Source organism: Ruegeria sp. BHSA163 (genome assembly GCF_059613365.1).
The window spans coordinates 46,743-70,680 of record NZ_JBXWSJ010000020.1 but is presented as its reverse complement, the minus strand read 5'-3'; the positions used below and the strand labels follow the sequence as shown (position 1 = coordinate 70,680).

At 52.5% G+C, this 23,938-nt stretch carries 26 protein-coding genes; 11 read left to right on the top strand and 15 right to left on the bottom strand.

Features of this window, described 5'->3' with window-relative positions:
- Position 1: 1 nt before the first annotated feature.
- Both AC2FNV_RS11340 and rnr read left to right on the top strand, forming a co-directional pair.
- On the top strand, positions 2–577 hold the full coding sequence (locus AC2FNV_RS11340) for a TIGR04282 family arsenosugar biosynthesis glycosyltransferase (protein WP_170603152.1): 576 nt from the start codon (positions 2–4) through the stop codon (positions 575–577).
- Between the two features lie 58 nt (positions 578–635).
- A complete protein-coding gene (gene rnr / locus AC2FNV_RS11335; RefSeq protein WP_496773334.1) occupies positions 636–2,894 on the top strand; it encodes a ribonuclease R in 2,259 nt (752 codons plus the stop codon).
- Here the strand turns inward: rnr and AC2FNV_RS11330 are convergent.
- Both AC2FNV_RS11330 and AC2FNV_RS11325 read right to left on the bottom strand, forming a co-directional pair.
- Positions 2,885–3,271: a DUF1801 domain-containing protein gene (locus AC2FNV_RS11330; protein WP_170603156.1), complete on the bottom strand. Its 387-nt coding sequence runs from the start codon at positions 3,269–3,271 to the stop codon at positions 2,885–2,887. The two genes, rnr and AC2FNV_RS11330, sit on opposite strands and share 10 nt — an antisense overlap.
- Positions 3,268–3,966 (bottom strand): glutathione S-transferase family protein, encoded by a 699-nt coding sequence (locus AC2FNV_RS11325; protein ID WP_170603158.1) that lies wholly within the window; start codon positions 3,964–3,966, stop codon positions 3,268–3,270. Before AC2FNV_RS11325 ends, AC2FNV_RS11330 begins: the two co-directional genes overlap by 4 nt.
- Positions 3,967–4,049: 83 nt before the next feature.
- Here AC2FNV_RS11325 and AC2FNV_RS11320 point away from each other — a divergent pair, with 83 nt between their 5' ends.
- Positions 4,050–4,757 (top strand): helix-turn-helix transcriptional regulator, encoded by a 708-nt coding sequence (locus tag AC2FNV_RS11320; protein WP_170603160.1) that lies wholly within the window; start codon positions 4,050–4,052, stop codon positions 4,755–4,757.
- A gap of 93 nt (positions 4,758–4,850) precedes the next feature.
- Positions 4,851–6,143, top strand: a complete 1,293-nt coding sequence (locus AC2FNV_RS11315; protein WP_254442517.1) for a lytic murein transglycosylase — start codon at positions 4,851–4,853, stop codon at positions 6,141–6,143.
- An 86-nt stretch (positions 6,144–6,229) separates the two neighbouring features.
- Here the strand turns inward: AC2FNV_RS11315 and AC2FNV_RS11310 are convergent, their stop codons facing one another.
- Genes AC2FNV_RS11310 through AC2FNV_RS11290 form a run of 5 tightly spaced genes read right to left on the bottom strand, consistent with a single transcriptional unit; the run spans position 6,230 to position 9,123 of the window.
- A complete protein-coding gene (locus AC2FNV_RS11310; RefSeq protein WP_170603164.1) occupies positions 6,230–6,991 on the bottom strand; it encodes an SDR family NAD(P)-dependent oxidoreductase in 762 nt (253 codons plus the stop codon).
- Positions 6,988–7,971, bottom strand: coding sequence for an LLM class oxidoreductase (locus AC2FNV_RS11305; RefSeq protein ID WP_170603166.1), 984 nt, complete (start codon positions 7,969–7,971; stop codon positions 6,988–6,990). Before AC2FNV_RS11305 ends, AC2FNV_RS11310 begins: the two co-directional genes overlap by 4 nt.
- Positions 7,972–7,999: 28 nt before the next feature.
- The gene (locus AC2FNV_RS11300; protein WP_170603167.1) at positions 8,000–8,776 is read right to left on the bottom strand and encodes a CmcJ/NvfI family oxidoreductase; all 777 of its coding nucleotides are present in this window, start codon (positions 8,774–8,776) and stop codon (positions 8,000–8,002) included.
- On the bottom strand, positions 8,755–8,955 hold the full coding sequence (locus tag AC2FNV_RS11295; protein ID WP_496773340.1) for a hypothetical protein: 201 nt from the start codon (positions 8,953–8,955) through the stop codon (positions 8,755–8,757). Before AC2FNV_RS11295 ends, AC2FNV_RS11300 begins: the two co-directional genes overlap by 22 nt.
- Positions 8,956–9,009: 54 nt before the next feature.
- The gene (locus tag AC2FNV_RS11290; RefSeq protein ID WP_496773329.1) at positions 9,010–9,123 is read right to left on the bottom strand and encodes a DUF1330 domain-containing protein; all 114 of its coding nucleotides are present in this window, start codon (positions 9,121–9,123) and stop codon (positions 9,010–9,012) included.
- Between the two features lie 108 nt (positions 9,124–9,231).
- On the opposite strand from AC2FNV_RS11290, the gene AC2FNV_RS11285 reads away from it, so the two are divergent.
- Positions 9,232–10,140, top strand: a complete 909-nt coding sequence (locus AC2FNV_RS11285; RefSeq protein ID WP_496773327.1) for a LysR family transcriptional regulator — start codon at positions 9,232–9,234, stop codon at positions 10,138–10,140.
- Between the two features lie 125 nt (positions 10,141–10,265).
- On the opposite strand, the gene AC2FNV_RS11280 is transcribed toward AC2FNV_RS11285, so the two are convergent.
- Both AC2FNV_RS11280 and AC2FNV_RS11275 read right to left on the bottom strand, forming a co-directional pair.
- Positions 10,266–11,663, bottom strand: coding sequence for an aspartate aminotransferase family protein (locus AC2FNV_RS11280; protein WP_170479316.1), 1,398 nt, complete (start codon positions 11,661–11,663; stop codon positions 10,266–10,268).
- Between the two features lie 71 nt (positions 11,664–11,734).
- Positions 11,735–12,430, bottom strand: a complete 696-nt coding sequence (locus AC2FNV_RS11275) for a GntR family transcriptional regulator (RefSeq protein WP_496773325.1) — start codon at positions 12,428–12,430, stop codon at positions 11,735–11,737.
- Positions 12,431–12,561: 131 nt separating this feature from the next.
- Between AC2FNV_RS11275 and AC2FNV_RS11270 the strand changes: the two genes are divergently transcribed.
- The 5 genes from AC2FNV_RS11270 to AC2FNV_RS11250 all read left to right on the top strand — a co-directional run bounded on the left by AC2FNV_RS11270 (position 12,562) and on the right by AC2FNV_RS11250 (position 17,845).
- The gene (locus tag AC2FNV_RS11270; protein WP_170603174.1) at positions 12,562–13,647 is read left to right on the top strand and encodes a polyamine ABC transporter substrate-binding protein; all 1,086 of its coding nucleotides are present in this window, start codon (positions 12,562–12,564) and stop codon (positions 13,645–13,647) included.
- 67 nt (positions 13,648–13,714) lie between these two features.
- A complete protein-coding gene (locus AC2FNV_RS11265; RefSeq protein WP_170603176.1) occupies positions 13,715–14,842 on the top strand; it encodes an ABC transporter ATP-binding protein in 1,128 nt (375 codons plus the stop codon).
- Positions 14,842–15,732, top strand: a complete 891-nt coding sequence (locus AC2FNV_RS11260) for an ABC transporter permease subunit (protein ID WP_170479309.1) — start codon at positions 14,842–14,844, stop codon at positions 15,730–15,732. The genes AC2FNV_RS11265 and AC2FNV_RS11260 overlap by 1 nt, the downstream gene beginning before the upstream one ends.
- Entirely contained in the window at positions 15,729–16,547 is an 819-nt protein-coding gene (locus tag AC2FNV_RS11255; protein WP_496773322.1) for an ABC transporter permease, read from the top strand. The genes AC2FNV_RS11260 and AC2FNV_RS11255 overlap by 4 nt, the downstream gene beginning before the upstream one ends.
- Positions 16,544–17,845: an NAD(P)/FAD-dependent oxidoreductase gene (locus AC2FNV_RS11250; RefSeq protein ID WP_170603180.1), complete on the top strand. Its 1,302-nt coding sequence runs from the start codon at positions 16,544–16,546 to the stop codon at positions 17,843–17,845. Before AC2FNV_RS11255 ends, AC2FNV_RS11250 begins: the two co-directional genes overlap by 4 nt.
- Positions 17,846–17,849: 4 nt before the next feature.
- Here the strand turns inward: AC2FNV_RS11250 and AC2FNV_RS11245 are convergent, their stop codons facing one another.
- The 3 genes from AC2FNV_RS11245 to AC2FNV_RS11235 all read right to left on the bottom strand — a co-directional run bounded on the left by AC2FNV_RS11245 (position 17,850) and on the right by AC2FNV_RS11235 (position 20,687).
- Positions 17,850–18,674, bottom strand: coding sequence for a phosphotransferase family protein (locus AC2FNV_RS11245; protein ID WP_367648128.1), 825 nt, complete (start codon positions 18,672–18,674; stop codon positions 17,850–17,852).
- A 96-nt stretch (positions 18,675–18,770) separates the two neighbouring features.
- Positions 18,771–19,436: a flagellar hook capping FlgD N-terminal domain-containing protein gene (locus AC2FNV_RS11240; RefSeq protein ID WP_170603182.1), complete on the bottom strand. Its 666-nt coding sequence runs from the start codon at positions 19,434–19,436 to the stop codon at positions 18,771–18,773.
- Between the two features lie 3 nt (positions 19,437–19,439).
- On the bottom strand, positions 19,440–20,687 hold the full coding sequence (locus AC2FNV_RS11235; protein ID WP_170603184.1) for a flagellar hook-length control protein FliK: 1,248 nt from the start codon (positions 20,685–20,687) through the stop codon (positions 19,440–19,442).
- Positions 20,688–20,815: 128 nt separating this feature from the next.
- Here AC2FNV_RS11235 and AC2FNV_RS11230 point away from each other — a divergent pair, with 128 nt between their 5' ends.
- The gene (locus AC2FNV_RS11230) at positions 20,816–21,070 is read left to right on the top strand and encodes a DUF1217 domain-containing protein (protein WP_437436815.1); all 255 of its coding nucleotides are present in this window, start codon (positions 20,816–20,818) and stop codon (positions 21,068–21,070) included.
- 130 nt (positions 21,071–21,200) lie between these two features.
- Here the strand turns inward: AC2FNV_RS11230 and AC2FNV_RS11225 are convergent, their stop codons facing one another.
- From AC2FNV_RS11225 to AC2FNV_RS11215, 3 genes are all read right to left on the bottom strand, one after another.
- The gene (locus tag AC2FNV_RS11225) at positions 21,201–22,772 is read right to left on the bottom strand and encodes a DUF427 domain-containing protein (RefSeq protein ID WP_170603186.1); all 1,572 of its coding nucleotides are present in this window, start codon (positions 22,770–22,772) and stop codon (positions 21,201–21,203) included.
- A 92-nt stretch (positions 22,773–22,864) separates the two neighbouring features.
- The gene (locus AC2FNV_RS11220; RefSeq protein WP_170603188.1) at positions 22,865–23,566 is read right to left on the bottom strand and encodes a winged helix-turn-helix domain-containing protein; all 702 of its coding nucleotides are present in this window, start codon (positions 23,564–23,566) and stop codon (positions 22,865–22,867) included.
- The gene (locus AC2FNV_RS11215) at positions 23,538–23,825 is read right to left on the bottom strand and encodes a hypothetical protein (protein WP_496773318.1); all 288 of its coding nucleotides are present in this window, start codon (positions 23,823–23,825) and stop codon (positions 23,538–23,540) included. Before AC2FNV_RS11215 ends, AC2FNV_RS11220 begins: the two co-directional genes overlap by 29 nt.
- Positions 23,826–23,938: the final 113 nt, after the last annotated feature.

Below are 23,938 nucleotides of genomic sequence, written 5' to 3'. Positions count from 1 at the left end.
AATGCAACGCACACTTGTTATAATGGTCAAGGAACCCCGACCGGGAAGGGTCAAAACGCGGCTGGGCCGTGATCTTGGAATTATAAGGGCTGCTTGGTGGTTCCGACATCAAACGAGCGCTTTGATCCGACGGCTGCGAGATCCACGTTGGCAAATTGTCCTTGCTGTTTCTCCTGACCGTGAAGGCGCAAACAGCCGGGTCTGGCCGCCTGACTTGCCTAAAAAGCCACAGGGACCCGGGGATTTGGGGCAGCGGATGACACGGATGCTGCAGTCGGCGCCCAAAGGACCGGTTTGTTTAATCGGCGCGGACATCCCCGGGGTCACACGCAAGCATATTTCGGCGGCATTCAGGTCGCTGGGGTCTGCGCAGATGGTCTTTGGGCCCGCATTCGATGGCGGCTATTGGCTTGTCGGGGCACAGCGATATTGCGCATTACCGAGGGATCTGTTCCGCAACGTGCGGTGGTCAACTGAAAACGCACTTATTGATACACTGGCGTCAGTAAAAAGTAGTCGAGTTGCTATGCTGGATGAATTACGCGACGTGGATACAGCGTCGGACTTGTCTAGTTAAAACGCGGTTGGGCTTTTTTGGTCATGACGCGGTCGTACACCCGTGCTAGGCCGAAAGTATGACTCGCATACCAACCAAGCAGGAGGTCCTAAACTGGATCTCGGCAAACCCCACCCTGACCTCAAAACGCGACATTGCCAAAGCCTTTGGCATCAAGGGCGCGGATCGGATTGATCTAAAGCGATTGCTCAAAGAGCTTGAGGCCGAAGGGCATCTGGAAAAGCGCAAGCGCAGCTATCGTGATCCGGATCGTTTGCCACCGGTCAGCGTTCTGCAGGTAAAGGCTCCGAATGCAGACGGTGACCTGTTTGCGCGCCCTTTGGAGTGGCATGGCGAAGGCGTTGAACCCATTGTGCTGATTGTTTCCCGGGCCAGCGACCCTGCTTTGGGAGAGGGTGACCGAATTCTGGCCCGTCTGACCGTAGTGCATGAGGAAGACCACAATTACGAAGCCCGACTTATCCGCCGCATCGGAACCAATCCGCGTAAGATCGTCGGTATCTTCCGTAAAGGGGCTGAAGGCGGACGGATCGTACCAATCGACAAGGCAGGCTCTACGGAATGGCTGGTTCACGACGGCGCTGTGCTGGGTGCAAAAGACGGTGAACTGGTCGAGGCTGAACAAGCCGGCCCAAAGAACCGCATGGGTCTGCCACGCGCACGTGTCGTTGAACGGTTGGGCGATCCTTCGGCGCCCAAGGCTGTGTCCTTGATTGCAATCCACCAGCATGGGATTCCGGATGATTTTCCCAACAAAGTGATAGAAGAAGCAGACAAGGCAAAACCAGTTGGTCTTAAGGGCCGTGAAGATCTGCGGGATTTGCCTTTGCTCACCATCGACCCCTCGGACGCGCGGGACCACGATGACGCTTGTTACGCCCACGCGGATGACGACCCCAAAAACCCCGAAGGACATGTCATCTGGGTGGCCATCGCAGATGTAGCCGCCTATGTACAACCCGGAAGCGCCCTGGATCGCGAAGCACGAAAGCGTGGGAACTCCAGCTATTTTCCCGACCGTGTCGTGCCAATGCTTCCTGACCGTCTATCTGGCGACCTTTGTTCCTTGCACGAGGGCGTTCCGCGAGCGTGTATTGCTGTTCGCATACAGATCGACGCAACCGGCAACAAAATTGGCCATCGCTTTGTACGAGGTCTGATGCGGTCTGCGGCCTCGCTGAACTACGCCGAGGTGCAAGAAGCAATTGATGGCAACACCAATGATCGCACAGGTCCTTTGTTGCAGCCGGTAATTGAACCGCTTTATGCTGCCTATGCCGCGCTGAAAAAGGCTCGTGCGGTTAGGCAACCACTGGAACTGGACCTCCCCGAGCGCAAGATAGTCCTTTCGAATAAGGGTGAAGTGGAAAGTGTGGCGTTTCGTGAGCGGCTTGATGCGCACAGGTTGATTGAAGAATTCATGATCCTTGCCAATGTTGCTGCTGCGGAAACCCTGATAGCAAAGCGTCGGCCTTTACTGTTTCGCGTACATGAAGAACCTGCGCCTGAAAAATTGGAAAGCTTGCGGGAAACCGCGCAGGCCGCTGGTTTGAATCTTGCGAAAGGGCAAGTTCTACAAACCCGCCATCTGAACGATTTGCTCAATGCCGCCGCCGGAACTGAAGATGCAGAGTTGATCAATCTGACCACCCTGCGATCAATGGCGCAAGCCTATTACAACCCCGAGAATTTCGGCCATTTCGGGCTGGCGCTTAGAAATTATGCGCATTTTACCTCGCCCATTCGCCGCTATGCGGATTTGGTCGTGCACCGTGCACTGATTTCTGCACATGGTTGGGGCAAGGATGGTCAGACTGAAGATGAAATTGACCGGCTTGAGGAAACTGCCACGCATATTTCGGATACCGAGCGTCGTTCGATGATGGCGGAACGCGATACAACCGACCGTTACTTGGCTGCCTATCTAAGTGAGAGGGTTGGCAACGAATTCACGGGCCGCATCAGCGGCATTGCCCGTTTTGGAGCTTTCGTAAAGATGGACGAAACCGGAGCTGACGGGTTGGTACCGGTACGTTCACTAGGGCGCGAGTTCTTTCATTTTGATCGCGAGGCGGGCACTTTGATGGGCTCCGATACGGGGCTATTGATCAGCATCGGGCAGCGCGTCACAGTTCGCTTGACCGAGGCGACGCCTGTGACCGGTGGGCTGGAGCTGGAGCTGTTATCAATAGAGGATAAAGCTGTGCTTCGCGGTGGGGGTTCCAAAGGGCGGTCGACCCGACGCAAGGCCGTCAGCGCAAAACGAAAAAAAGATAAGATTAAACGAAAAGTCGAACGCAAGCGCCGTCAAAGGTGATAGATAAGTGCGCGGGCAATCAACCAACCGTGTCGCGTTTCGTCGATTTGTTGGGGGTCGTCAAAAAGAATTGCACGATTACCGTCGATACGGTCCTCGCCGGGAAATGCGGCGGTAAATTCCGGCATCAGTCGGCTTTGACAATGCACGAAAAGGGCAAATGGCGCCCATCTGTGCTTGCCCAGCCGAATTGTCGATCCCTTGGGCGCAAGATATGCAGGTTGCCCCCAGCGCAACGCCTCTTGCAGAGGAAGAGCAGATGGAATGGATTGTGCCGTATCTAGAATTAATTCACGCAGTGAGAGAGCACCAGTACGAGTACTGACGGGAAAAGCGTCGAACGCGGCAGCGACGGAAGGATCGTCAAACGGTTTCATGACAAGGGAATTGCCTGCTGCATCCTATCTACATAGCTGTTTAGCAGCCTATCCTGTTTGATCCGACGTGTCAGTGACGTTTCTGCGGGCGTGGCGCGCATCGCGGCCAGCATCGGCCCAACACTCATGTCTGCCGATGTCGGTTTCTCTCCCAACAAGAATTGCGAATTGCGCAAAAACTCTGAGATTGCCCTCAGGTCACGTTCGATCCGATCTGTCCGCTCAGCCTTTGAAAACCGCGAAACCCCTTGAGCCTCAAGTCCTCTCAATACTGATTTGCGAATTGAATTACTCACCAGTTTCCGTAACATGGCGGGTATCTCAGTGAAAAAAGTCTCCCGCAGGATTGGCCAAACAGTGTCATTACCCCAACGATCAAGTACGATCTGAAAGTACAGATGCTCCTCTGCCATTCGAACCAACGCCCGAGACTGAGCCTTTTGAACATCCGTTAGACCATGGTCAAAATCTGCGCCCTGAGCCTCTAACCAATCGCGGATTTGGTCACTATCCGGAACCAACCGTTCAGGCGTTCGTAGGACCGGTAGTTTTCTGTGCGGCATCTTCCGAGGATCCAGCATGTCAGAGCGCTGCCAATCTTGGCCGCAATGTTGAAGCATCAATGCAGACTTAACGCAGAACGGGCTTGCACTGAACAAGCCAAAGGCGGGTGGGTAGGTCAGAAGTGTCAGCATCGAGTGCTCCAGTTTTGGTGATGACAAGGGGATAAGCTGGACTAATGACAATTTCTGTCACTAGGCGTAGGCTGTTTTATGTTATGTCCCGCACCGCACGCCTGTTTCAGCTTATGCAAGCTCTGCGCTCTGGCCCGCCGCCGAAGACCTCTGCGCAATTAGCGCAAGATCTTGGTGTTTCAGCGCGCACAGTGCATCGAGACGTCGATACACTGCGTGGATTGGGAGCAGTGATCGATGGTGAGGCCGGGTTTGGGTTTACCTTGATCGAAGACGCAACGCTGCCGCCATTGGGTTTCACTGACGACGAATTGGAAGCGCTGGTTCTGGGCTTACGAGAAGTTCAGTTGATTGGAGATCCGGCCCTATCTGAAGCGGCCAGTACAGCGTTGGGTAAATTGCAAGGACGGTTGCCGCAGCGACAATCGCACCGGCTCAGCCATGCGGTGTTAACTGCGACGCGTTTTGAACGGCCTGCCGTGCCGGGAATCGAAGTCTCTGAATTACGGCAGGCAACATGGGACGAACGCGCCGTGGATTTCGCTTACACCGATGAAAAGGGTGATAAAACACATCGTCGGGTTAACCCGCTAAGCATCGTCTACATGGATCGCGCCAGCATGCTGGTAAGTTGGTGTCATTTGCGCAAAGATTTTAGGGTCTTTCGTTTGGATCGGATGCGCGAAATGTCTGTTACAGACCAGAGTTTCCGGCCAAACCGTGTTCCGTTGCTACGCGCTGCGCTAGTGCGTGTTCGAGCAGACCGCGAAAGAAAAGAGCAAGAAAATTAGATCTGAGGATTTTGCGAAACTTCAGTTTTGCGCTATGCTGAGGCTGAGCAGTAATCAGGAAAAATCGGAATGCATAAATGCGTAGGTGGCATAATGACCGCCGCATTGTGGGCATCCATCGTGCAGGCGGAAACAACAGAAAACGTGAAATGGCGGGTTCCCAAAGGGTTAGATACAGCGTTCCATTTGGCTTCGGCCGATGTGACAGTTTCCATCCGGCCGGTTGTAAGGCCATCGGAAAAGGTGCAACGCGTGTCGACTAAGGGAAATGCTAGATTTCAGGCTTGGCTGGGTGCCTTCAGGCAAAGGGCATTAGACCAGGGCGTTTCATCATACACTCTGGATAGTGCGTTGGCAGGCTTAACTTATGACACAGACGTTATCCGCCGGGATCGAAATCAGGCTGAGTTTTCCAAGACAATCTGGGAATATCTGGACTCGGCAGTATCAGACAGGCGCGTGGTCGACGGGCGTGCCGTGCTCGAAAAGTATGGAAATGCGTTAGAACGTATTGAAACAAAGTACGGCGTAGAAAAAGAGATCGTGGTTGCGATTTGGGGGCTCGAGACTTCGTTCGGAAGCTTTCGCGGTAACAACCAGACTATTCAATCTTTGGCCACCCTGGCCTTTGACGCAAGGCGGTCCAAGTTTTTTGAAACGCAGCTGATCGCAGCACTCCAGATTGTTCACTCGGGTGACGTCAGCCCGTCCAAGATGATCGGCAGCTGGGCCGGTGCCATGGGGCATACGCAATTCATGCCGACATCCTATCTGGAATATGCGGTGGATTTCGATGGCGATGGACGGCGAGACATATGGTCGGATGATCCAACGGATGCGTTGGCATCTGCCGCGGCTTATCTTTCGCGACATGGTTGGACGATGGGTCAACCTTGGGGTGTCGAGGTTCAACTGCCAGACGGTTTTGACTATTCCACCGCAAGGCGGGACTTCACTCAGATGCCGTCAGATTGGGCCGAGCGTGGGGTCGTTGGGCGAAATGGCAAACCCGTTCCGGACTATGGGCGTGCAGCGATTCTTCTGCCGGCCGGCGGCAAAGGGGTATCGTTAATGATCTTTGACAACTTCAATGTGATCGAAGCCTATAACGGTGCCGACGCCTATGTCATCGGAGTTGGTCATCTGTCCGATAGATTGGCGGGTGGTAGACCTTTTGACGCCTCTTGGCCAAGGGGCGACCGGGCGCTTAGTTTTACTGAGCGCAAAGAGTTACAAGAGCGTTTGACCCAAGCTGGTTTTGATACGCAAGGGATTGACGGACTGACTGGACCAAACACGGTTAATGCCGTTCGCGCATTTCAATTGGCGCAAGGTTTTTTACCGGATGGATACCCGACTCTGAAGCTATTGGAAGCATTGCGTTAAACGAACAAATCCGCCCATCACCTCAGGAGAAGGGATAAGAAAACGCGGGGTTTTTTAAGCCGCGTTTTTTCGTGATTTATGCACTTTCAGACGAGTTCTTCGATTGCGTTCATGACACGTTCAGCATCGCCAAAATTAACCGGTGAAAAGCCGCCAAAATCGTTGTCCCAGTATTTTCCGCTGTCATTGGCAAAGTCCTGGTCCAGTGCGAGGCGGCAAAGAATGTCTACCCCAATCTGCAAGTCGTTGCCGGCCACGCCGAAGCCTTCTTTGACCATCTTGGACGCAAGAAGTGAACCGGGATTGACGGCGATGATTACGGGACCTTCAGCAAGGCGACCGGCCAATTCATGCGACCAAATGGTGATTGCGCGCTTGCTCTGGGCATAGGCGGCCATGTCGCCCAAACGGGATTGACCTTTTAAGGCTGCGATGTCGACAGGTGCTTGGGCCGCTGATGACAGATTGAGGATTCTGCCTGCCTTTGGGATAATTGGCAGCAACGCTTTCGTCAAAACGTACGGTGCCAGTGTGTTCACAACAAATCGAACATCCTGCCCGTTCGGCAAAACCGGGTCTCCAATTTTAAAGACACCCGCGTTGTTAATAAGAACATCAATACAATCATGGTCGGTACGTATCGACATCGCCAAGTCATATGCTTCTTGCAAAGACGATAGATCCGCCCTGTAAGTTGATATGCCCTGACCAATTTCAGAAGCGGCAGATGCGAGCTTGGCCACGCTGCGCCCATGCAAAATGACGTGGTGTCCACGATTGGCCAGAGTTTTTGCCGTCATCAGACCTATTCCGTCCGTAGCTCCGGTAACCAGTATTGTTTTAGTCATTGCGGTGTTCCTTGCGTTGGAAACTCTGTCAGTACTTCATCTGCCAGACGTTTCATGGTGTCTTCGACATCGCCGCCATTAAACCGGAGGTTCAGGGCCACATGGTTGATCCCGCAGTCTTGCAGATCGCGCAGGTAGGATTTCAAAAATTTGGTGCCCGACCGAAAGCCGAGATGAATTGGGCTGGGATCGGCCGAGGTATCTGCAACAAGGTCAATGTACAGCGATTGCATAACCGGTTTTGGAGGTTTGCCAATTGCTGAAGATTGTGCCCGATAGTTTTCGACAAGCTGCGCTTGCGCTTTGGCATCGCGCGGATATGTCATCCAACCATCGCCATGAGCAGATATCCAATCCTTGGTTTGTTGGCTGCCGCCGGTGATCAGAATCGGAAAGTGGCTGGCCACAGGTTTGGGCAACATATCGAGCCGCCCATTCAGTTCTCCGTGGTTATTGGAAAAATCGGGATACTCAGTCGCCATTTTACGAATGTATTCCAGGCTTTCGCGGAACCGAGCTCCTCTGTCAGAATAGGTCATACCCAGCGCCGGGTATTCTTCGGGCCGATCTCCGGACGCGACACCCAACAGCAATCGCCCGCCGGAAAGTTGGTCCGCCGAAGCTGCGGCCTTCGCAACATGCGCTGGATGGCGCAGTGGCAAAACGATGCTGGCCACGCCCAGCGCAATTTCCTTTGTCAGCCCGGCGAGCAATCCGAGATAGACAAATGGGTCGTATATTTGCCCGGCATCGCCAAAGTTAGGAACGTTAAACGGAACGTCCCTTAACCAAAGTGCTGCGAAACCGAGTTTGTCCGCCAGTTGCGCTCTTTCCGTATGGCGAGACATGTCGGGAACCGCGTTGTGATGGTGAGCCTCCAGAGGGGCGACCAAACCAATACTCAACGCATCAGGTCGAAAGACCGAATTGTAACCCCGGTTCAGTTTAGGGAATTCAGCGATCACGTTTCCGTCTGGCATTGCAACCTCTATTTGCGTGGAGTGTCTATCAGTAACGGATCAGGGTGCGGCTTTCGATGCTCTTGCGTGGGATGGTCAAAGACGGGTCTTCAATCAAATCAAGCGCGCTGTGTCCGATGGAGGGTTTGCCATGGTTGTCGTAGATGTTGAATATGGCAACTTCGTTCGGGGTCATTCGAGATTGATAGACCCATTCATGATCCGGATTGGCCACCAAACCCATGATATGCCCCTTGCGATCGGGATAAACCAAATCGATCTGCAGCCAGTCGGTTTCAGCCACCGTTGAGGGTCGTACAAACCCAAGCGGGGCCGAATTGATTGGGTTTTGAATCGGACGCCACACGTTAACAAAGGCGTAATGCCCCTTTTCCCAAACAGCAGCCTTTTTTTCTCCCAAGACATCAATCAACCGCTGTTTTGCCCCTTGAGGGCTGTAATCGCTGTGCACATTACGAGCCGGTTTCCTGTTTGAATTCGGATCGTCAACGCGCACAGTGTGATCAAAAACCACCACTTCTTTGGCACCTAGATTTCTGGACAGAAGTGTATCGAGTTCCTGATCGTAAACGCGATGCCATTCGTCATCTTGTTCAAATGAATGCACTTCGGAAGCCGAAGTAACAAACCCAATGCTGTCGTCCGAAAAACTGACAGAAGTCTCTGCGCGAACGTCGTACAAGTTAACTTCTGTTACCGCATGAGGAGGAGAGATGATCTTTCCCTGAACCCCACCAGCGTCGATGTGATACGCTTGGCGCTGATCTGCAATAACGTGATAATTTACAATTGCTTTACGTGGCATTGGTCTACTCTTTGAGCTGGGTCAGTTCGTTTTGGAATGAATTTCCTAGCTAAGATCGTCATTGCCATCGATGACGAAGTGATAGCTTTCTGAACTGCAGTCCGCGCCTCAAGATGAGGTTTGTATTCGGGATCATTCATGAAGCTCATCGCCGCCTCTTTCGAGGGCCATTCAAGTATGATCCGTAAAGCAGCAGGCTGAGACGGGCCTTCAACCTGAGTGTGGGTTGCAGTTCAGGCAAGATATTTGCCGCCATGCTTTGCAACCAGTTTATTCGCCGTTGGAAGATAATCTGGGATCCAGTCTTCGTTGGTTGGTGTGACAGCAAGTACGGAATAGTAGGCCATTTGTTTTGGCTCCAAGGTTGGTTTCTTCGTTCAGTTCCTATTTGCAGGATTGTTTTTTCGAAATAAACGGGTCGATATTGATATCAGAATTCGGATTTTGGATATAATATGGACACGGATACCCTTCGCCTTTTTGTGCTTGCAGCAGAAAGGCTGAATATTAGCGCCGCTGGCCGAGAACTTGGCCTCGCGCCTTCTGTCGCAAGCGCTTGGATGGCGAAATTAGAGAAAAGTATCGGTGCCGATTTGATGCACCGCACGACTCGTAAAGTGGCGCTATCCACAGAAGGCGCAGAGTTCTTGCCATATGCTCAGGAAATTATTGCCCGGGAAAACGCTGCGCGTGCCGCTTTGGGTCAAGGAACCGCCTGCGTTTCGGGCACGCTTAGGTTCACGGCACCAAGTACTTTCGCGCAACTTTACATTGCGCCAATCTTGCCGGTATTCATGGCAGAGCAACCTGATTTGACGCTTGACCTGAGGCTTTCGGACCAGCAGTTCAACCTAATCGAAGGCAGCTTCGATCTTGCTCTTCGTAACGCTGTTCTAGAGGATTCCAGTTTTCGTGGCCGTAAACTTGCTGACGATACACGTGTACTATGTGCTTCGCCAGAATACCTTGAAAGGCATGGAAGACCTGAGGCCCCAGACGATTTAAACAACCATCAGTTTATTGCGTTCGGCAACACCAACGAAATCAGGCTAATTGGCCGGAATGGTGGCGAGCATCTGATTGCGCCCCGGCGAGCGAAATGTCGATTGATTTTGGATGATGGTCGTAGCCATAAATTGGCGACTTTGGCTGGGGCGGGCATTTCAGCAAACTCACTTTGGAGTGTACACAACGAGCTTTCGTCGGGTGTGCTTGTTCGAGTGCTGCCAGACTACAAGATCGCCGAGGAAACAGTTCTGAGGCTGATTTATCCTCAGTCCAATGTGTTGTCGGCCAAGGTCCGGGTTTTCATGGATTTCTTGCTCGAAAGGATTGGTAAAAGGCCTCCTTGGTTGCGTTCCTGAGCATTTCTTGCTCCGGGAAGTTAGAAGTGATCGTAATTGAAAGGGCTATAATTACCGCTGTTGCGATCACGGAAGGGCGGTCCCAGAAAACCGCCCTGCGTGACCAGAAAAGTAAATTTTAACCCTTACGAAGCTGCCTTCATCAGTCCTTTTTCGATGATGTCGGCCTGCGCCTCATCCAAAGACTTATGGATGCGTACGAACATCTCATCGATGTCATCGGTTGTAAGGATCAATGGTGGTGAGATGATCATACGGTCACCTACGTGGCGCATTATCAGGTTATTCGCGAAACACCGATCGCGGCAGACATAGCCTACAGTGCCGGGATCGGACGCGAACTTGGCGCGGCTCGCTTTGTCGGGGGTAAGCGCAATTGACGCCATCATGCCGACGATCTTAGCCTCTCCTACCAGCGGATGATCTGCCAATGCTTCCCACTTTTTCTTCAGATAGGGGGCGGCGACATCGCGTACGTGATCCACGATTTTTTCTTCTTCTAGGATACGCAGGTTTTCCAAGGCGACCGCAGCCGCGACCGGGTGGCCGGAATAAGTGTAGCCGTGATTGAATTCCGTTCCGCCGATCACTTCTGCAATCTCGTCACTGACGATCGAACCACCGATTGGGGCGTATCCCGAACTCAGGCCTTTGGCGATCGTCATGATATCGGGCCTAATTCCAACTGTCTGGGAACCAAACCAATTTCCTGTCCGGCCAAATCCGCAAATAACCTCATCCGCAATCAGAAGGATGTCATACTTGTCGCAAATGCGTTGGATTTCTGGCCAGTAAGAATCAGGGGCAACAATAACGCCACCGGCGCCTTGTACGGGTTCCGCGATAAACGCGGCAACGCGGTCTTCGCCCAGTTCCAGTATGGCCTCTTCCAGTTCACGAGCGCGCGCCAGACCGAACTCTTCGGGTTGCGAGTCGCCGCCTTCTGCCCACCAGTTTGGTTGATTGATGTGGTGGATGTTGGGAATCGGGATGCCGCCCTGAGCATGCATTCCAGCCATACCGCCCAAAGACGCCGACCCAACGGATGATCCGTGATAGGCATTCTTGCGGCTAATGATGATGTTCTTTTCCGGCTGACCTTTTTCAGCCCAGTAGGTACGGACCAATCGAATGTTGGTGTCGTTCGCTTCGGACCCGCCCGCAGCAAAAAACACATGGTTCAAATCACCGGGTGCCAACTCCGCTAACTTCGCGGCCAGCGCTATTGCGGGCACGTGAGTCGTTTTAAAAAACGTGTTGTAGTAGGGAAGTTCCCGCATCTGCCGTGCAGCTGCTTCGGCCAATTCGTCCCGGCCGTAGCCGATATTGACACACCACAGCCCGGCCATTGCATCGAGGATTTCCTCACCGTCGCTGTCAGTCAGGTAGATGCCTTTTGCCCTGGTGATGACGCGCGCGCCTTCTTTCCCCAGCGAGTTATTAGCCGAGAACGGGTGTATGTGATGCGCCGAATCCAGGGCCTGTAGTTCGGCAGTCGGCATGTGATTGGTAATGGTCGACATCAAAGAATCTCCTGCAAGAGCGTTCGGGGCTAGAATATGATCAAATTAATTGCTGTCAATCGAATCGCATTCTAAGTGCGGGTCGCCAGAGCGCCAGATATCAAATCCATGCCTTGTTCGACGTCTTGCGCCGTGGCCAACGCGGCCTTTTCTGAGTCCCGGTTACGAAGTGCCGAGATGATATCCTTGTGCCTGTCCGGCAAACTTTGGGTGCCGAATCGGCCGCAGACAACGCGTAAAGACGGCCCGAATCTCAGCCACAAACGCTCAGCCAAATCGGACAAGATCGGCGCGTCGGCAAAGGAGTAAAGGGTTTCATGAAAGGCGTGGTTCAAACGCAGGTAGCCGCCCACGTCCCCTTCCGAAATGGTGCGATCCAATTGCTTGTCCAACTGCTCCAACCGATCGATGTTCGCCTCGTTGAGATTTGCGGTAGCTCGCTTGGAAAGCTCTGATTCTATGGCCTTTCTTGCAAATATCAACTCTTGCACATGAACGTCCGACAGCAGCGGAACGCTGACTCTGCGGTTGCCTTGAAACACCAACGCGCCGTCCGAGATTAACCTGCGGATGGCTTCGCGGACCGGTGTCATGCCGACGCCCAGCGAATCACTCAGGCCCTGAATTGTAACGGGCTGACCTGGAACAAGATCGCCAAACAGAATCTGTGCCTTGAGGGTTTGGTATACCTGCTCGTGCGCGGGTTGTTTCTCATTATTCATCTGAGCTGTGGTTGCCTTATTTTTGATCAAATCCAATTGGTTCATCCCGGTTCAGGCCCCTGTGACTTGTCAACAATGAAGCCCCATGAAACCATAAGCTCGATCTCGGAAAAACGCAAAACTTGATCAAATCCTAAAAAACGGGAAAATACCCGTACATCTACAGGGAGAAGACAATGAAACTAAAAGCGCTGACGATGACAGCGATCATGGCACTGGGGACTTCGGCGGCTCTCGCTGAAGAAGTGCGGGTCTACAATTGGTCGGATTACATCGATGAAAGCTTGCTAAGCAAGTTTGAAGAAGAAACAGGATTGACCCTGATCTATGACGTTTTTGACAGTAACGAGGTTCTGGAAACCAAAATGCTGGCAGGCGGTTCTGGCTACGACGTTGTGGTTCCGTCGGGCACGTTTTTGCAACGTCAGATCCAGGCCGGAGCATTTCAGGAACTGGACATGTCACAGTTGTCTAATGCAGGCAACCTTTGGGATGTCATTCAAGAACGTACGGCCGGGTATGACCCAAATAACGCTTATTCGATCAACTACATGTGGGGCACCACTGGCATTGGTGTGAACGTCGGAAAGGTGAAGGAAGTGCTGGGTGATGACGTTGCACTGAACAGCATGGACTTAGTGCTGAAGCCCGAGAATATGGAGAAGCTCGCGTCTTGCGGCGTGCATTTCCTTGATGCGCCTTCGGAGATAATTCCGATGGTTTTGCAATACATCGGCGAAGATCCTGACAGCCACGACACTGACGTGATTGGCAAGACAGAAGAGATTCTGGTTAGTGTGCGTCCTCATATTCAAAAGTTTCACAGCTCAGAATACATCAACGCGCTCGCAAACGGCGATATCTGTATTGCTGTAGGTTGGTCAGGTGACATTTTGCAAGCACGCGACCGTGCTGCCGAAGCTGAAAACGGGGTCGAGATCGAATACCATCCTTTTGCCGAAGGGTCATTGATGTGGTTCGACCAGATGGCGATCCCTGCTGATGCACCGAATCCCGAAGGCGCACACAAGTTCCTGAACTTTATTCTGGACGCCAACAACATGGCGACGGCTTCTAACTATGTGTACTATGCAAACGGCAACGAAGCCTCTCAAGAATTTCTGGAAGAGGACGTAATTGGCGATCCGGCGATTTATCCGGATGATAGTACAATGCAGAACTTGTATATCACGACGCCCTATCCAGCAAAAACCCAGCGCGTTGTTACGCGTCTTTGGACCAAGATAAAATCGGGCACCTGATCCGATTTTCCAGGCAAGGCGTTATGCGCGCCTTGCCCTTTCTCCAGACCGACGAACGGGGGCCGTTTTGAACTCTAGCGTCTTTGCGCCGTGGGATGATCCACAGGCGAAACCTTTGATCCAATTCCAGAATGTCACCAAAAGGTTTGGTGAGTTTACGGCTATCGACAATCTGTCTCTGGATATTTTTGAAAAAGAATTCTTTGCTTTGTTGGGCCCGTCGGGCTGTGGCAAAACCACAATGATGCGGATGTTGGCCGGTTTCGAAACCCCAACAGATGGGCACATCTTGTTGGGCGGGCAGGACATTGATCCGATCCCGCCCAACAAGCGTGCTGTCAACATGATGTTCCAGTCTTACGCGTTGTTTCCGCATCTCAGCGTTTGGGACAACATCGCCTTTGGTTTGCGCAGGAACAACGTGCCCAAGCACGATTTGGAAGATCGTGTCGAAGAGATGTTGCGGCTGACCCGATTGGAACAGTTTGCAAGACGGAAGCCGCATCAAATTTCCGGCGGCCAACGTCAGCGGGTGGCGTTGGCGAGGTCCCTAGCCAAAGCCCCTAAATTGCTACTGCTGGACGAGCCTCTGGGCGCGTTGGACAAAAAACTGCGCCAGGATACGCAGTTTGAATTGATGGATATTCAAGAAAAAACCGGCACCACTTTTGTGATCGTTACCCACGATCAGGAAGAAGCCATGACTGTTGCCAGTCGTGTGGCTGTAATGGATCAAGGCAAGTTGATGCAGGTGGCCACACCGGATCGAATATACGAAACACCAGCTTCGGTTTATGTGGCTGACTTTATTGGTGACGTAAACATTATACCGGGACGCGCCACCGCGAACGGGGATGACGCCTACCAAATCGATTGGGCCGAAGGGCAGGCGCCGATTACTGCAACCTCAGCTACGTCGTTCAGTAATGGGCAAACTTGTCATCTGGCGATCCGGCCAGAAAAGGTGACGATCTCGGCGGAACGCCCCGCAGAAGCAGTTAACGCGATTCAGGGTAAGGTGCATGACATTGCATATTTAGGGAACCTATCCACCTATCACGTCCAGTTGCCGAATGGCACGATAATTAAGGCGCAGACGGCCAACACACGTCGAATTTCGCGGCGCTCATTTTCTTGGGAAGACCCGGTTTGGTTGTCTTGGACAGCCACTGCCGCGGTTCTGTTGACCAGCTGATGCGGCGCGCTTTTCTGATAGCAGTACCTTATGTATGGTTGCTGGCACTGTTCTTGGTGCCCTTCTTCATCGTATTAAAGATTTCTTTGTCGGACACCGAACTCGCTATTCCTCCTTACACTCCTACGCTTGACCTGAGCCAAGGATGGGCAGGGATCAAAGAGTTTTTCAGCCAGTTGGACTTTGAAAACTTCGTCTGGTTGACCGAGGATGATCTGTACTGGAAAGCCTACTTATCAAGCGTCAAGATTGCGCTGATTTCAACGTTTTTCACGCTGTTGGTCGGCTATCCGATTGCGTATGGAATGGCCCGGGCGCCGCAAGAATGGCGGCCGACATTGATGATGCTGGTGATTCTACCTTTTTGGACATCATTTCTGATCCGGGTTTATGCGTGGATGGGTATTCTCAGCAACGAAGGCTACCTGAACCAGTTGCTGCTTTGGACCGGTATCATCTCGACCCCATTGACCATTTTGAACACCAATACCGCGGTATATATCGGGATCGTCTACACCTATCTTCCATTTATGATCCTACCAATTTACTCGGCGCTCGAAAGGTTGGATGGGTCGTTGATCGAGGCTGCCGAAGATTTGGGGTGCTCTCGCATACAGGCGTTCTGGCTTATCACCGTGCCGCTTTCGCGACCCGGAATTATTGCAGGATGCTTTTTGGTGATGATCCCAGTCATTGGTGAATTTGTTATCCCGTCGCTGTTGGGTGGGTCCGGCACGCTGATGATAGGCAAAGTTTTATGGGAGGAGTTCTTCTCGAATCGAGACTGGCCAGTAGCCAGTGCTGTAGCAGTCGTCCTTCTGCTAATTCTGGTTATTCCGATCGTGTTGTTCCAGCGAAACCAGCAAAAGCAGACGGAGGCAGAACAATGACCAAGTTAAGCTGGTTCAATACTGTATCCCTGACGCTGGGGTTTGCTTTCTTATACATTCCGATGATCATCCTGATTATCTTCAGCTTCAACGAAAGTAAGTTGGTGACGGTTTGGGCTGGGTTCTCGACTAAATGGTACCGGGAACTGGCTCAGAACGAGGCTTTTTTGGATGCCGCTTGGGTCACTTTGCGAGTCGCGGTATTTTCCTCGACCTTGGCGACAGCCCTTGGCACAGCCGCAGCATACGTCCTGGTGCGCGGGGGTCGATTTTTTGGTCGCACCTTGTTTTCAGGTATGATCTACGCGCCATTGGTGATGCCCGAAGTGATAACTGGCCTTTCGCTTTTGCTGCTTTTTATCGGCATTGGTTTGGATCGGGGTATCTTGACCATTGTACTAGCACATACGACATTTTCGATGTGTTTTGTTTCCGTGGTCGTATCTTCGCGATTGGTTACATTCGATCGCTCGTTGGAAGAGGCAGCTTTGGATCTGGGGTGTTCACCCGCTCAGGCTTTTCGGCTGGTTACGCTTCCAATCATAGCGCCAGCGGTGATATCGGGATGGTTGCTTGCCTTTACGCTTTCGCTGGACGATTTGGTGATCGCTTCATTCACTTCGGGCCCGTCAGCAACGACGCTTCCAATTAAAATATTCTCGGCAGTACGCCTCGGTGTAAGCCCCGAGATCAACGCGCTTTCAACGCTTATGATTGCCGTTGTCACTATTGGGGTAGTTACAGCTTCACTTGTGACGAAACGTGCGATGATGCGGCAACGGCAGGATGAATTGGCTGCCGCGCGTGTGGAATGAAGCGCATCTTCCCAAACTATAGCTATGGTCCTGGACCAAGACAAAACTGTTGGTGGGATGAGACGACTCAAGCACCGGATTGGCCCATCCAAAGTGGCGAATTAGACGCTGAAGTCGCAGTCATCGGCGGCGGATTCACAGGTCTGTCCGCAGCCTTGCATCTGGCCGAAGAAGGCAAATCCGTTGTTGTGCTTGAGGCCGAGACACCCGGTTGGGGCGCCTCCGGTCGAAATGGAGGGTTTTGTTGTCTGGGGGGGTCCAAGCTGAAGCCCGAGACTTTGGTAAAACGGTACGGAGAGGTTGCGGCGCAGGCATATGAGCAGGCGGAAGTCGATGCAGTCGACCTGGTTGCCGAGTTGCTGGCGCGGTATCGGATTGAAGCCGACACCCATTCCAAAGGTGAAACGGTGCTTGCCCATTCTGCGAAGGCAATGAAAAAGCTGCGGCAGAAAGGTGAAGCAGGCGGTGTATTGCATGAAGCAGACGATTTGCCGGCGCTAGGGCTGGGTGGCACTTTTTTTGGGGGGTATACCACTCCGGTCGGGTTTGGGCTGAACCCCAGAAAGTACCTTTTTGGTTTGGCGGCGGCGGCGCGTGATCAGGGTGCGGAACTATTTCAACGCAGTGCTGCGTTGGACGTTCGAAAGACTGCCGTCGGGTATCAACTTTCCACACCATTGGGCAGCGTGCGTGCGGAGAAGGTTTTGTTTTGCACAAACGGTTATTCCAGTGAAGACTTTCCACTTTGGATGGCGGGCCGATACATGCCTGCGCAATCAACGGTTCTCGTAACGCGTCCTCTGACGGACGTTGAATTACAGGCACAGGGCTGGTCTTCGAACCAGATATGCTATGACACACGGCACCTTCTGCACTACTTTCGCCTGATGCCAGACAAACGATTTCTCTTTGGTATGCGAGGCGGGCTGATATCTTCCCCAAAGGCCGAGGCGAAAATTCGCAAAAAGGTGCTCCGGAATTTTCATGTTATGTTTCCGGCTTGGTCGCAGGTAGAAGTCACGAATGTCTGGTCGGGGTTCGTATGTCTTGCCTGGGACTTGTTACCATTTGTGGGCGCCGTTCCTGATCAACCCGGATGCTTTGCGGGTTTTGCTTACCACGGCAACGGCGTTGCGATGGGGTCGTATTGCGGTCAGGCACTCGCCCGATTAGCTATGCAGCAACCAGCGGAAATTCCCCTGCCGATTTCCACCCCTCCTCGGCGGTTTCCACTGGGTCGTTGGCGCCGCGCTTTGATGCCGCCAGCCTACGCGTTGATGGCGTTGGCTGATCTCTGAAAGATTAGAGTGTCGCTATTTCCAGATCGAATCCAGCCGAGTAATCCAAAGCTCCGTTTTCAATTCGCCAAAGGCAATAGGCCGCCATGCGCCAAGCAAACCAAGCACGCAGTGCGTTGTAGCGCTCGGTAATTTTTGGCTGTCCGTAAGCAGTTAGGAACCTGTCTGTTTCTGCCGTGGTTAGTGGTGCGCCACGGTAGATGTATTGCATGGCAGGGGATAAAAAAATTGCCAAATCCTCGCAAGGGTCGCCCCAGGCCGGGCATTGCCAATCGATTAGAGTCAATCCTGATGAAGATACCAGAATATTGCCCGGAACCGGATCGCCGTGAATCAAGCGAGTATCACGGGTCGGGGCAATATAAGTTTTGGGTTTGTAACGGTCCATGCGGCTTTTGGAGTTCGTTCGACATTTCGCCAAGATACGCAAAGCGTTCGCTTCAAGATCACCAGTGCCGTTACACCCTGCAGGCGCATCTAATTTTATCTTGGATTCGTGTAGTGTACGTAGAAGTTGAGCAACTTTCTGAACACCTTCTTGCCAAGGTGTACCAGGTGCATGGTCGTAGAGCACCCAATTGGAACTCTCGAATGCTCCTGTCGCCCTTATTTTGGGGACAAACCCAGTACACTTGAGTGCCTGTAAAGTTTTTGCCTCAGATTCTGCGTCGTTCCGGAAAAGTGGATTGTCAAAAGGGGCGCGGTACAGTTTCAGAACCGCATTATTGTCACCGCCCAAAACTTTCCAAACCCGATTAGTGCGTCCGCCGAAAAGTGTTTCGAATCTTACCAGCGATGAGACAAGCCCTTGTGCCTCCAATTGCGCCACCAAGTTGGCCGGGGGGAAAAGTGGATCAGTCAGGTTGGTACCAGGTCATTGGGCGAGTCGCGGATACCCAAGCAATGGACCGCCCAGACCGCCAGATCAAGCGCCCTTGCGAATGCTCGTGATCGAGTCCGCTAAAACAATCGCACCGCTGTCCAGTTTTAAAGCGACCTCGCCATCATGCATTTGTGCTTCCACTACCCTATTGTAAACCGCTGCCGGATTGTTCGAAATTTTGTCGCGACCCTTGTAGCTTTCCAACGTTGCCGAATAGACACCTTGGGGCAACTCCTCACCTTCACTGTCTTCGCCTGCCCAAGAATACTCGACATCTTCTACGGGTACAGGAACGCGAGCGACCACAACGCCGTCAGCGTCACGGAAAATCAGTTCCGCCCTGTCAGCATGTGGTTCTGCGTGCGTTTCAATTGCCACTGGTTCACCATCGTATCGAAAGGCGGTTGCTGCATGTACTTCAGTGCCGACCCAGTTGGACATCTTATCCAACTGGCTTCCACTAAGGGCGACAGCAAGCCCGGATAACAGCTCGTTAGCTTGCACCTGTTGTTCGACCATTGAAAACTGGGCCAACTGCGACGCATATTCTGCGGAATCCAATGGTTTTAATGGGTCCTGATAGCGCGCCTGAGTGGTCAACATCTTTATGAAAGTCTCGAAATCAGAGGTCAGTATCGATGCGCGCGGCTTGGAGTTGTTTTCTACAGCCGGTGTGGATTGAGACGGGAAATTTACTGATGTAGTCATGGATCAAAGCCTTAGATCAAGGCCGCGTTCAAGGCCTGCTGGTGTGGGTCGCGGTGCGGGTTCGGCCAAGTCTTCTGAATCGGCGGCATCAAAAAGAGCCTGCTGAGGTGAATCATTTGCATCTTGGTGAGAGCCCCAGGCCATGCTGAGGTCAAAGGAAAGGTCACCCAATCCCAGTTTCTGAAACTCGGCCGACAGAACGCCAATATGCCGTCGCATCAAGTCCAGCGTTTCCGGCCTTTCTGCCGAGATCATCAGATAAAAGCCGTCCTCCCGACCGCCCATGGATATCGAGACACGTCCCAACTCTTCGGGATTGAGGGCGATTTCGACGTTTCCAGAGCCGGGTTTTGTTGTCACGACAGCGGCTATTTGTCCCGCGACGGCCCGCGCCGTTTCAGGACGCGTAAATACGGTCGCAGGTAGGGTTGAGCTATCGCGGATAACCGAAGAACTTGGCCCGTCTCGAACCGTGGAAACAGTGCCGAGGTCACTGTCGAACATCGACTCGCCCAACTCTGTTGTCGGGTCCTGCGTAGGCGTAAATATCAAAGGCGTGGTGTTAACAGCAGGGGCTGAGAATGGGGCCACGTAATTGACCGCGCGGGCTTGAGGGTTCGAATTCATCGGCGCCTGATCGAGCTTTTCCGGAATGTCCGTCGGAAATTTGTCCTGTTTTGGGATTTCACCCGTCTCGCGCAAAATGGCGGCCTTGTGCGCAATCTCAATGGTGTTGATTCGATGGACATTCGGTGCGCTGTTGTTCTGAACAGGCAATTCGGCAGACCGATTAATACTTCTGAACTGAGGATCGTTGGCTCTACCGCCCGAAGCAATGGCTTCCGTCTCTGGATTATTCTCAAACAGTTCAGTCGTCTTAGACGTCACTTGTTCGATTGCGACGGCACTGTGCGTTGGTACCTTGGTGCCAGATTCTGCCGAAGGCTCCTGCGTTTCGGCCGAGGCTGTTGGACGAATCGGTTCTGCGTCGATTGCCAACGGCGCTCCGACCATCGGCACCTCGCCATCCAGATCGGGCAGCTCCGCTTCGACGTTTTCGGCTTCGATTTCTTCAGCCGTCGATGCCGAAATCTCAGTTTCGTCTTGGGTGGCTTGGTCCACCGGGGCGAACAGGTTCAATATCTCGAGGAAATCGGAACCTTCCTGTCCTTCCGGTTGGTCAGCCTGGGGTGCGCCAGCAGAAGTGCCAGCCGGGATTGAGGCCATAATGTTCATCAGCGGGTTGGGCATTTTGCTCCGGGCTCCGTTTGTATGCCGGATATCTGCCCCCAAGGAGGTTACATTTTTTTTAACCGCTTTCAGGTCTGCTTGAGAAAGTTAGAAACAAATTTCGGAGAACCCGATGAATATTCTTCCAATTGGCTCTGAGGGGCAGGTCCCTGCGAAAGCCTCACGCATTGCCGTCGTCGATTGCGCAGCTTGACCTCGACCGGCAGGTAGCCATTTTTCAGGATAGGCTATCACGGGTCACAGGTTCCGACGAAATGTCTCAATTTACGGATCCTGAAGTGGTTGCCAAACTTACTGACACATATTTGGCGCGAAATCAGATTGCGCAGATTCAAGCGACTATTTCACCAGCGCAAACTGCCCTCATTCTATTGGGTGGTTGAAATCTTGTAATTCCGCGGCGCTTTTCAATCTCAAGTGTCTAGAAAAAAACCATGTTTGGAGACGCCTGAGATTGAAATCTAGCTGCTAAGCTATCGTCTGGTTGGCTGAGCAAAATCAAGCCGCTGAGGTTCAGCGGCGTGCGATAGGGTCTTCGACGGCCTGCAATGCGTAAGCAGTTACTGGTTGCGATACGTTGTGAAGCTTGATTTGCCCTAGCGGGATCGCTTGATTGCAGACCGGCTCGATATCGTTTGAAACGACAATTTTGTGCCCCGTGGACTTGCTGAATTCGCCCAATCTGGCAGCGATATTGGCGGCCTGACCTATAACAGTGAAGTCCAGGCGTTCGCGGGATCCGACATTACCATATGTTACGCGGCCATAAGCAATGCCGATTGAGCAATCGCAGTCACCGGACATATCTGATTGGCGGTTTTCAGCTAGCTTTTCAACGATTTCAACGGCGCTGCGTTGCGCGTTCTCGCGGGCGGTGGCCGGATTGTCACTGGCCGGGAAAACAGCCAAAACAGCATCACCGATGAACTTCAGAACTTCACCGTCGTTTTGGTGCACTATGCCAGATACTGTCTCGAAGAATTCATTCAATAGGTTGATGTAGGCGCCCCGCCCAAGTTTTTCCTCAAGAATGGTCGAGTTTCGCAAGTCACAAAACATAATAGCCGCGTCGATGTCGTCACCGTCGCCGCGGCGAATCTCTCCACCCAAAACACGCGTTCCCGTCCGCTTGCCGACGTATGTTTCCAGCAGAACCTTTGCGTTTTCGCGCTGCATAAACACTTCGTAGAACCGAGCGATAACAGCTGAGCATTCAAACACTAGCCCCAGATTTTCAGTGGTAAAACCCTTGGGATGGTCGCTGGTCAATGTAAGTACATTGATGCGACCATCCGAGAATGGCAGCGGCATCGCTACGTAATCAGTACCGCCCTTGGCGCGTAAGTCTTCCATGATTGGAAAGCTGTTGTTGGGATGCTCGACATTGAGACGTTGTCGTACTCCACCCAAACCATTCGAGACATGCCGCAACGGGCTGTTAATAAACGCAGGATGGTCATGAATTTCGTATGTTGGGACATTGGTCGAAATCTCGGCCGTATCCTTTTCCCAAATATGGTGTTTGCCGGCGATCAATGGGTGCAACGACCAAACCAAGACGCTAAGTCGTTGGAGAGCGATTCCATGTTCCAACATTTTTTCCGATAAAGCTTTGGTGAACTCTTCCGCTGTTTTTATGTCGGACGCACCGCGCATTAACCAATCGATCAATGGACCGCTAATGTTTCCATCTTCCGGATCGCGCAGGGTATTGTCGCCCAAATCAATGTGTGTGTAGGCACTCGGCAGGAACCCAATATGGCCCTGTATGGCTGCGCTCTCTGGCAGGGCGTCCTCGTAAGCCCAAATCGAGTTAGTAAGCCGTTCCCCCGATAAGTTGATATCGTGATAGGTGGCAGTGCCTTTGAACGGACAAAAAGTCTGTAAATCGGTTTCAGCACTTAGTTCAACACAAAGGTCTGAGCGCGGGACATAGATCGCGGGTGGTAATCTAGTTTCGTACATTACTTTGGCATTGCTGCTTTCCGCCAGCAACACGTCTCCGCGATAGATCGCAATACGATCTGGCAGAGTTTCAACGGAAATCCCGTAGCCTTTAGTCCTTGGCGTGGCATGGACGTTCATCATCAGCCTCCACTGCTAGGGCATTATTAGGATGGGTTCTTTCAGGACCAATTCCAAGGGGCGTGACGTGGAATTTACCGTTTCAGGCAAGCTCAGATCATCTGGATCACATCTTTTTCGATCGACAGCATGTAGCCCCTCTTTGCGATGTTCTTCACCAGCAACTCGCTGACCATTTGGTTTCCCAACGCATCGCGCAGGCGTTTTATTCGTGTGGCTCCAGCGGCTTCGTCACAATCTGCAGCGTCCCGGCCTGAAATAACGGCTTCGATTTGTGCGCCGGAAAGTACTTCGTCGTCCATACGAGACTCCGCCAAAACCGAGAGCGTTTCCATCGCCGCGGGGGTAAGGCGAAAATCCATGTTGTTCAGGTAAACCGTGTTTTCCTCGCGGCTAATTAACAACGATGTCACCTGAATACCGGTGCGTTCTATCTGCGCCATGCGACGGTTCAACAGAACCAGCATAACAAGGAACACCAATGCAGTAATCAGCATGGCGCTGGCAAAGACCAACAGAACAAAAATCACCATCCGATAACTGGACAGAGTGTCCGCAAATGCGGTTCCGGACTGCGCAAGTATCTCCAATAGGCGGATTTCGGCCTGCGCAGTCAGGTCGCTTTCTACAAACAGTCGTTCAACCCGTGCGTTAAAGGCATTGGCGTCAGGTAGCGTCCAAAATAAGAAGGCTGCCGCAGTGATCAGGATTAAAACGATCGCGGCGATACCTACCCCGACCAGTCTCACACCTGACCTGCGCGCCTCAGTAACGGAGATAGTATTTTCCGGCATTTTCCTTCCTTTGATCCAAACTTTCCGCTCCGAAAACGGACATCACGTTCAGCAGGGTCCAACCAGAAGACTTGAGCCGCTTGGAAACTTCCTTTGTCGCTTGTCCCTTGTCGCACGCTGACACTTTCATAATGCCATAGTGCAGGCGCAGAGGATCGTCCTGTTTGGCTTTGTAATCCGCGTAGCAGTCGGCGGCAGAAGCCGCGGTGCTCAGCGTTACCAAGGCCAAGGCGGCCAGAGAAGAGAGGATGTGTTTCATAGGCTGCATCCTGCGCATGGGCCCGGTCGATATTCAATATCCTCAATGACTTTTAGCTACCGCTATCCGATATCAATCAGCTGTTATTGTGTGTCCAAAGGGGCCGGCCACAG

Bases quoted from the DNA above. Each gene is read 5' to 3' on its own strand.
- AC2FNV_RS11235 (WP_170603184.1), bottom strand. From the start codon at position 20,687: ATGCCCAACCCGCTGATGAACATTATGGCCTCAATCCCGGCTGGCACT.
- rnr (WP_496773334.1), top strand. From the start codon at position 636: ATGACTCGCATACCAACCAAGCAGGAGGTCCTAAACTGGATCTCGGCA.
- AC2FNV_RS11330 (WP_170603156.1), bottom strand. From the start codon at position 3,271: ATGAAACCGTTTGACGATCCTTCCGTCGCTGCCGCGTTCGACGCTTTT.
- AC2FNV_RS11260 (WP_170479309.1), top strand. From the start codon at position 14,842: ATGCGGCGCGCTTTTCTGATAGCAGTACCTTATGTATGGTTGCTGGCA.
- AC2FNV_RS11215 (WP_496773318.1), bottom strand. From the start codon at position 23,825: ATGAAACACATCCTCTCTTCTCTGGCCGCCTTGGCCTTGGTAACGCTG.
- AC2FNV_RS11255 (WP_496773322.1), top strand. From the start codon at position 15,729: ATGACCAAGTTAAGCTGGTTCAATACTGTATCCCTGACGCTGGGGTTT.
- AC2FNV_RS11220 (WP_170603188.1), bottom strand. From the start codon at position 23,566: ATGCCGGAAAATACTATCTCCGTTACTGAGGCGCGCAGGTCAGGTGTG.
- AC2FNV_RS11340 (WP_170603152.1), top strand. From the start codon at position 2: ATGCAACGCACACTTGTTATAATGGTCAAGGAACCCCGACCGGGAAGG.
- AC2FNV_RS11275 (WP_496773325.1), bottom strand. From the start codon at position 12,430: ATGAACCAATTGGATTTGATCAAAAATAAGGCAACCACAGCTCAGATG.
- AC2FNV_RS11315 (WP_254442517.1), top strand. From the start codon at position 4,851: ATGACCGCCGCATTGTGGGCATCCATCGTGCAGGCGGAAACAACAGAA.
- AC2FNV_RS11300 (WP_170603167.1), bottom strand. From the start codon at position 8,776: ATGCCACGTAAAGCAATTGTAAATTATCACGTTATTGCAGATCAGCGC.
- AC2FNV_RS11320 (WP_170603160.1), top strand. From the start codon at position 4,050: ATGTCCCGCACCGCACGCCTGTTTCAGCTTATGCAAGCTCTGCGCTCT.
- AC2FNV_RS11240 (WP_170603182.1), bottom strand. From the start codon at position 19,436: ATGACTACATCAGTAAATTTCCCGTCTCAATCCACACCGGCTGTAGAA.
- AC2FNV_RS11290 (WP_496773329.1), bottom strand. From the start codon at position 9,123: ATGGCCTACTATTCCGTACTTGCTGTCACACCAACCAACGAAGACTGG.
- AC2FNV_RS11250 (WP_170603180.1), top strand. From the start codon at position 16,544: ATGAAGCGCATCTTCCCAAACTATAGCTATGGTCCTGGACCAAGACAA.
- AC2FNV_RS11225 (WP_170603186.1), bottom strand. From the start codon at position 22,772: ATGAACGTCCATGCCACGCCAAGGACTAAAGGCTACGGGATTTCCGTT.
- AC2FNV_RS11325 (WP_170603158.1), bottom strand. From the start codon at position 3,966: ATGCTGACACTTCTGACCTACCCACCCGCCTTTGGCTTGTTCAGTGCA.
- AC2FNV_RS11270 (WP_170603174.1), top strand. From the start codon at position 12,562: ATGAAACTAAAAGCGCTGACGATGACAGCGATCATGGCACTGGGGACT.
- AC2FNV_RS11285 (WP_496773327.1), top strand. From the start codon at position 9,232: ATGGACACGGATACCCTTCGCCTTTTTGTGCTTGCAGCAGAAAGGCTG.
- AC2FNV_RS11305 (WP_170603166.1), bottom strand. From the start codon at position 7,971: ATGCCAGACGGAAACGTGATCGCTGAATTCCCTAAACTGAACCGGGGT.
- AC2FNV_RS11310 (WP_170603164.1), bottom strand. From the start codon at position 6,991: ATGACTAAAACAATACTGGTTACCGGAGCTACGGACGGAATAGGTCTG.
- AC2FNV_RS11280 (WP_170479316.1), bottom strand. From the start codon at position 11,663: ATGTCGACCATTACCAATCACATGCCGACTGCCGAACTACAGGCCCTG.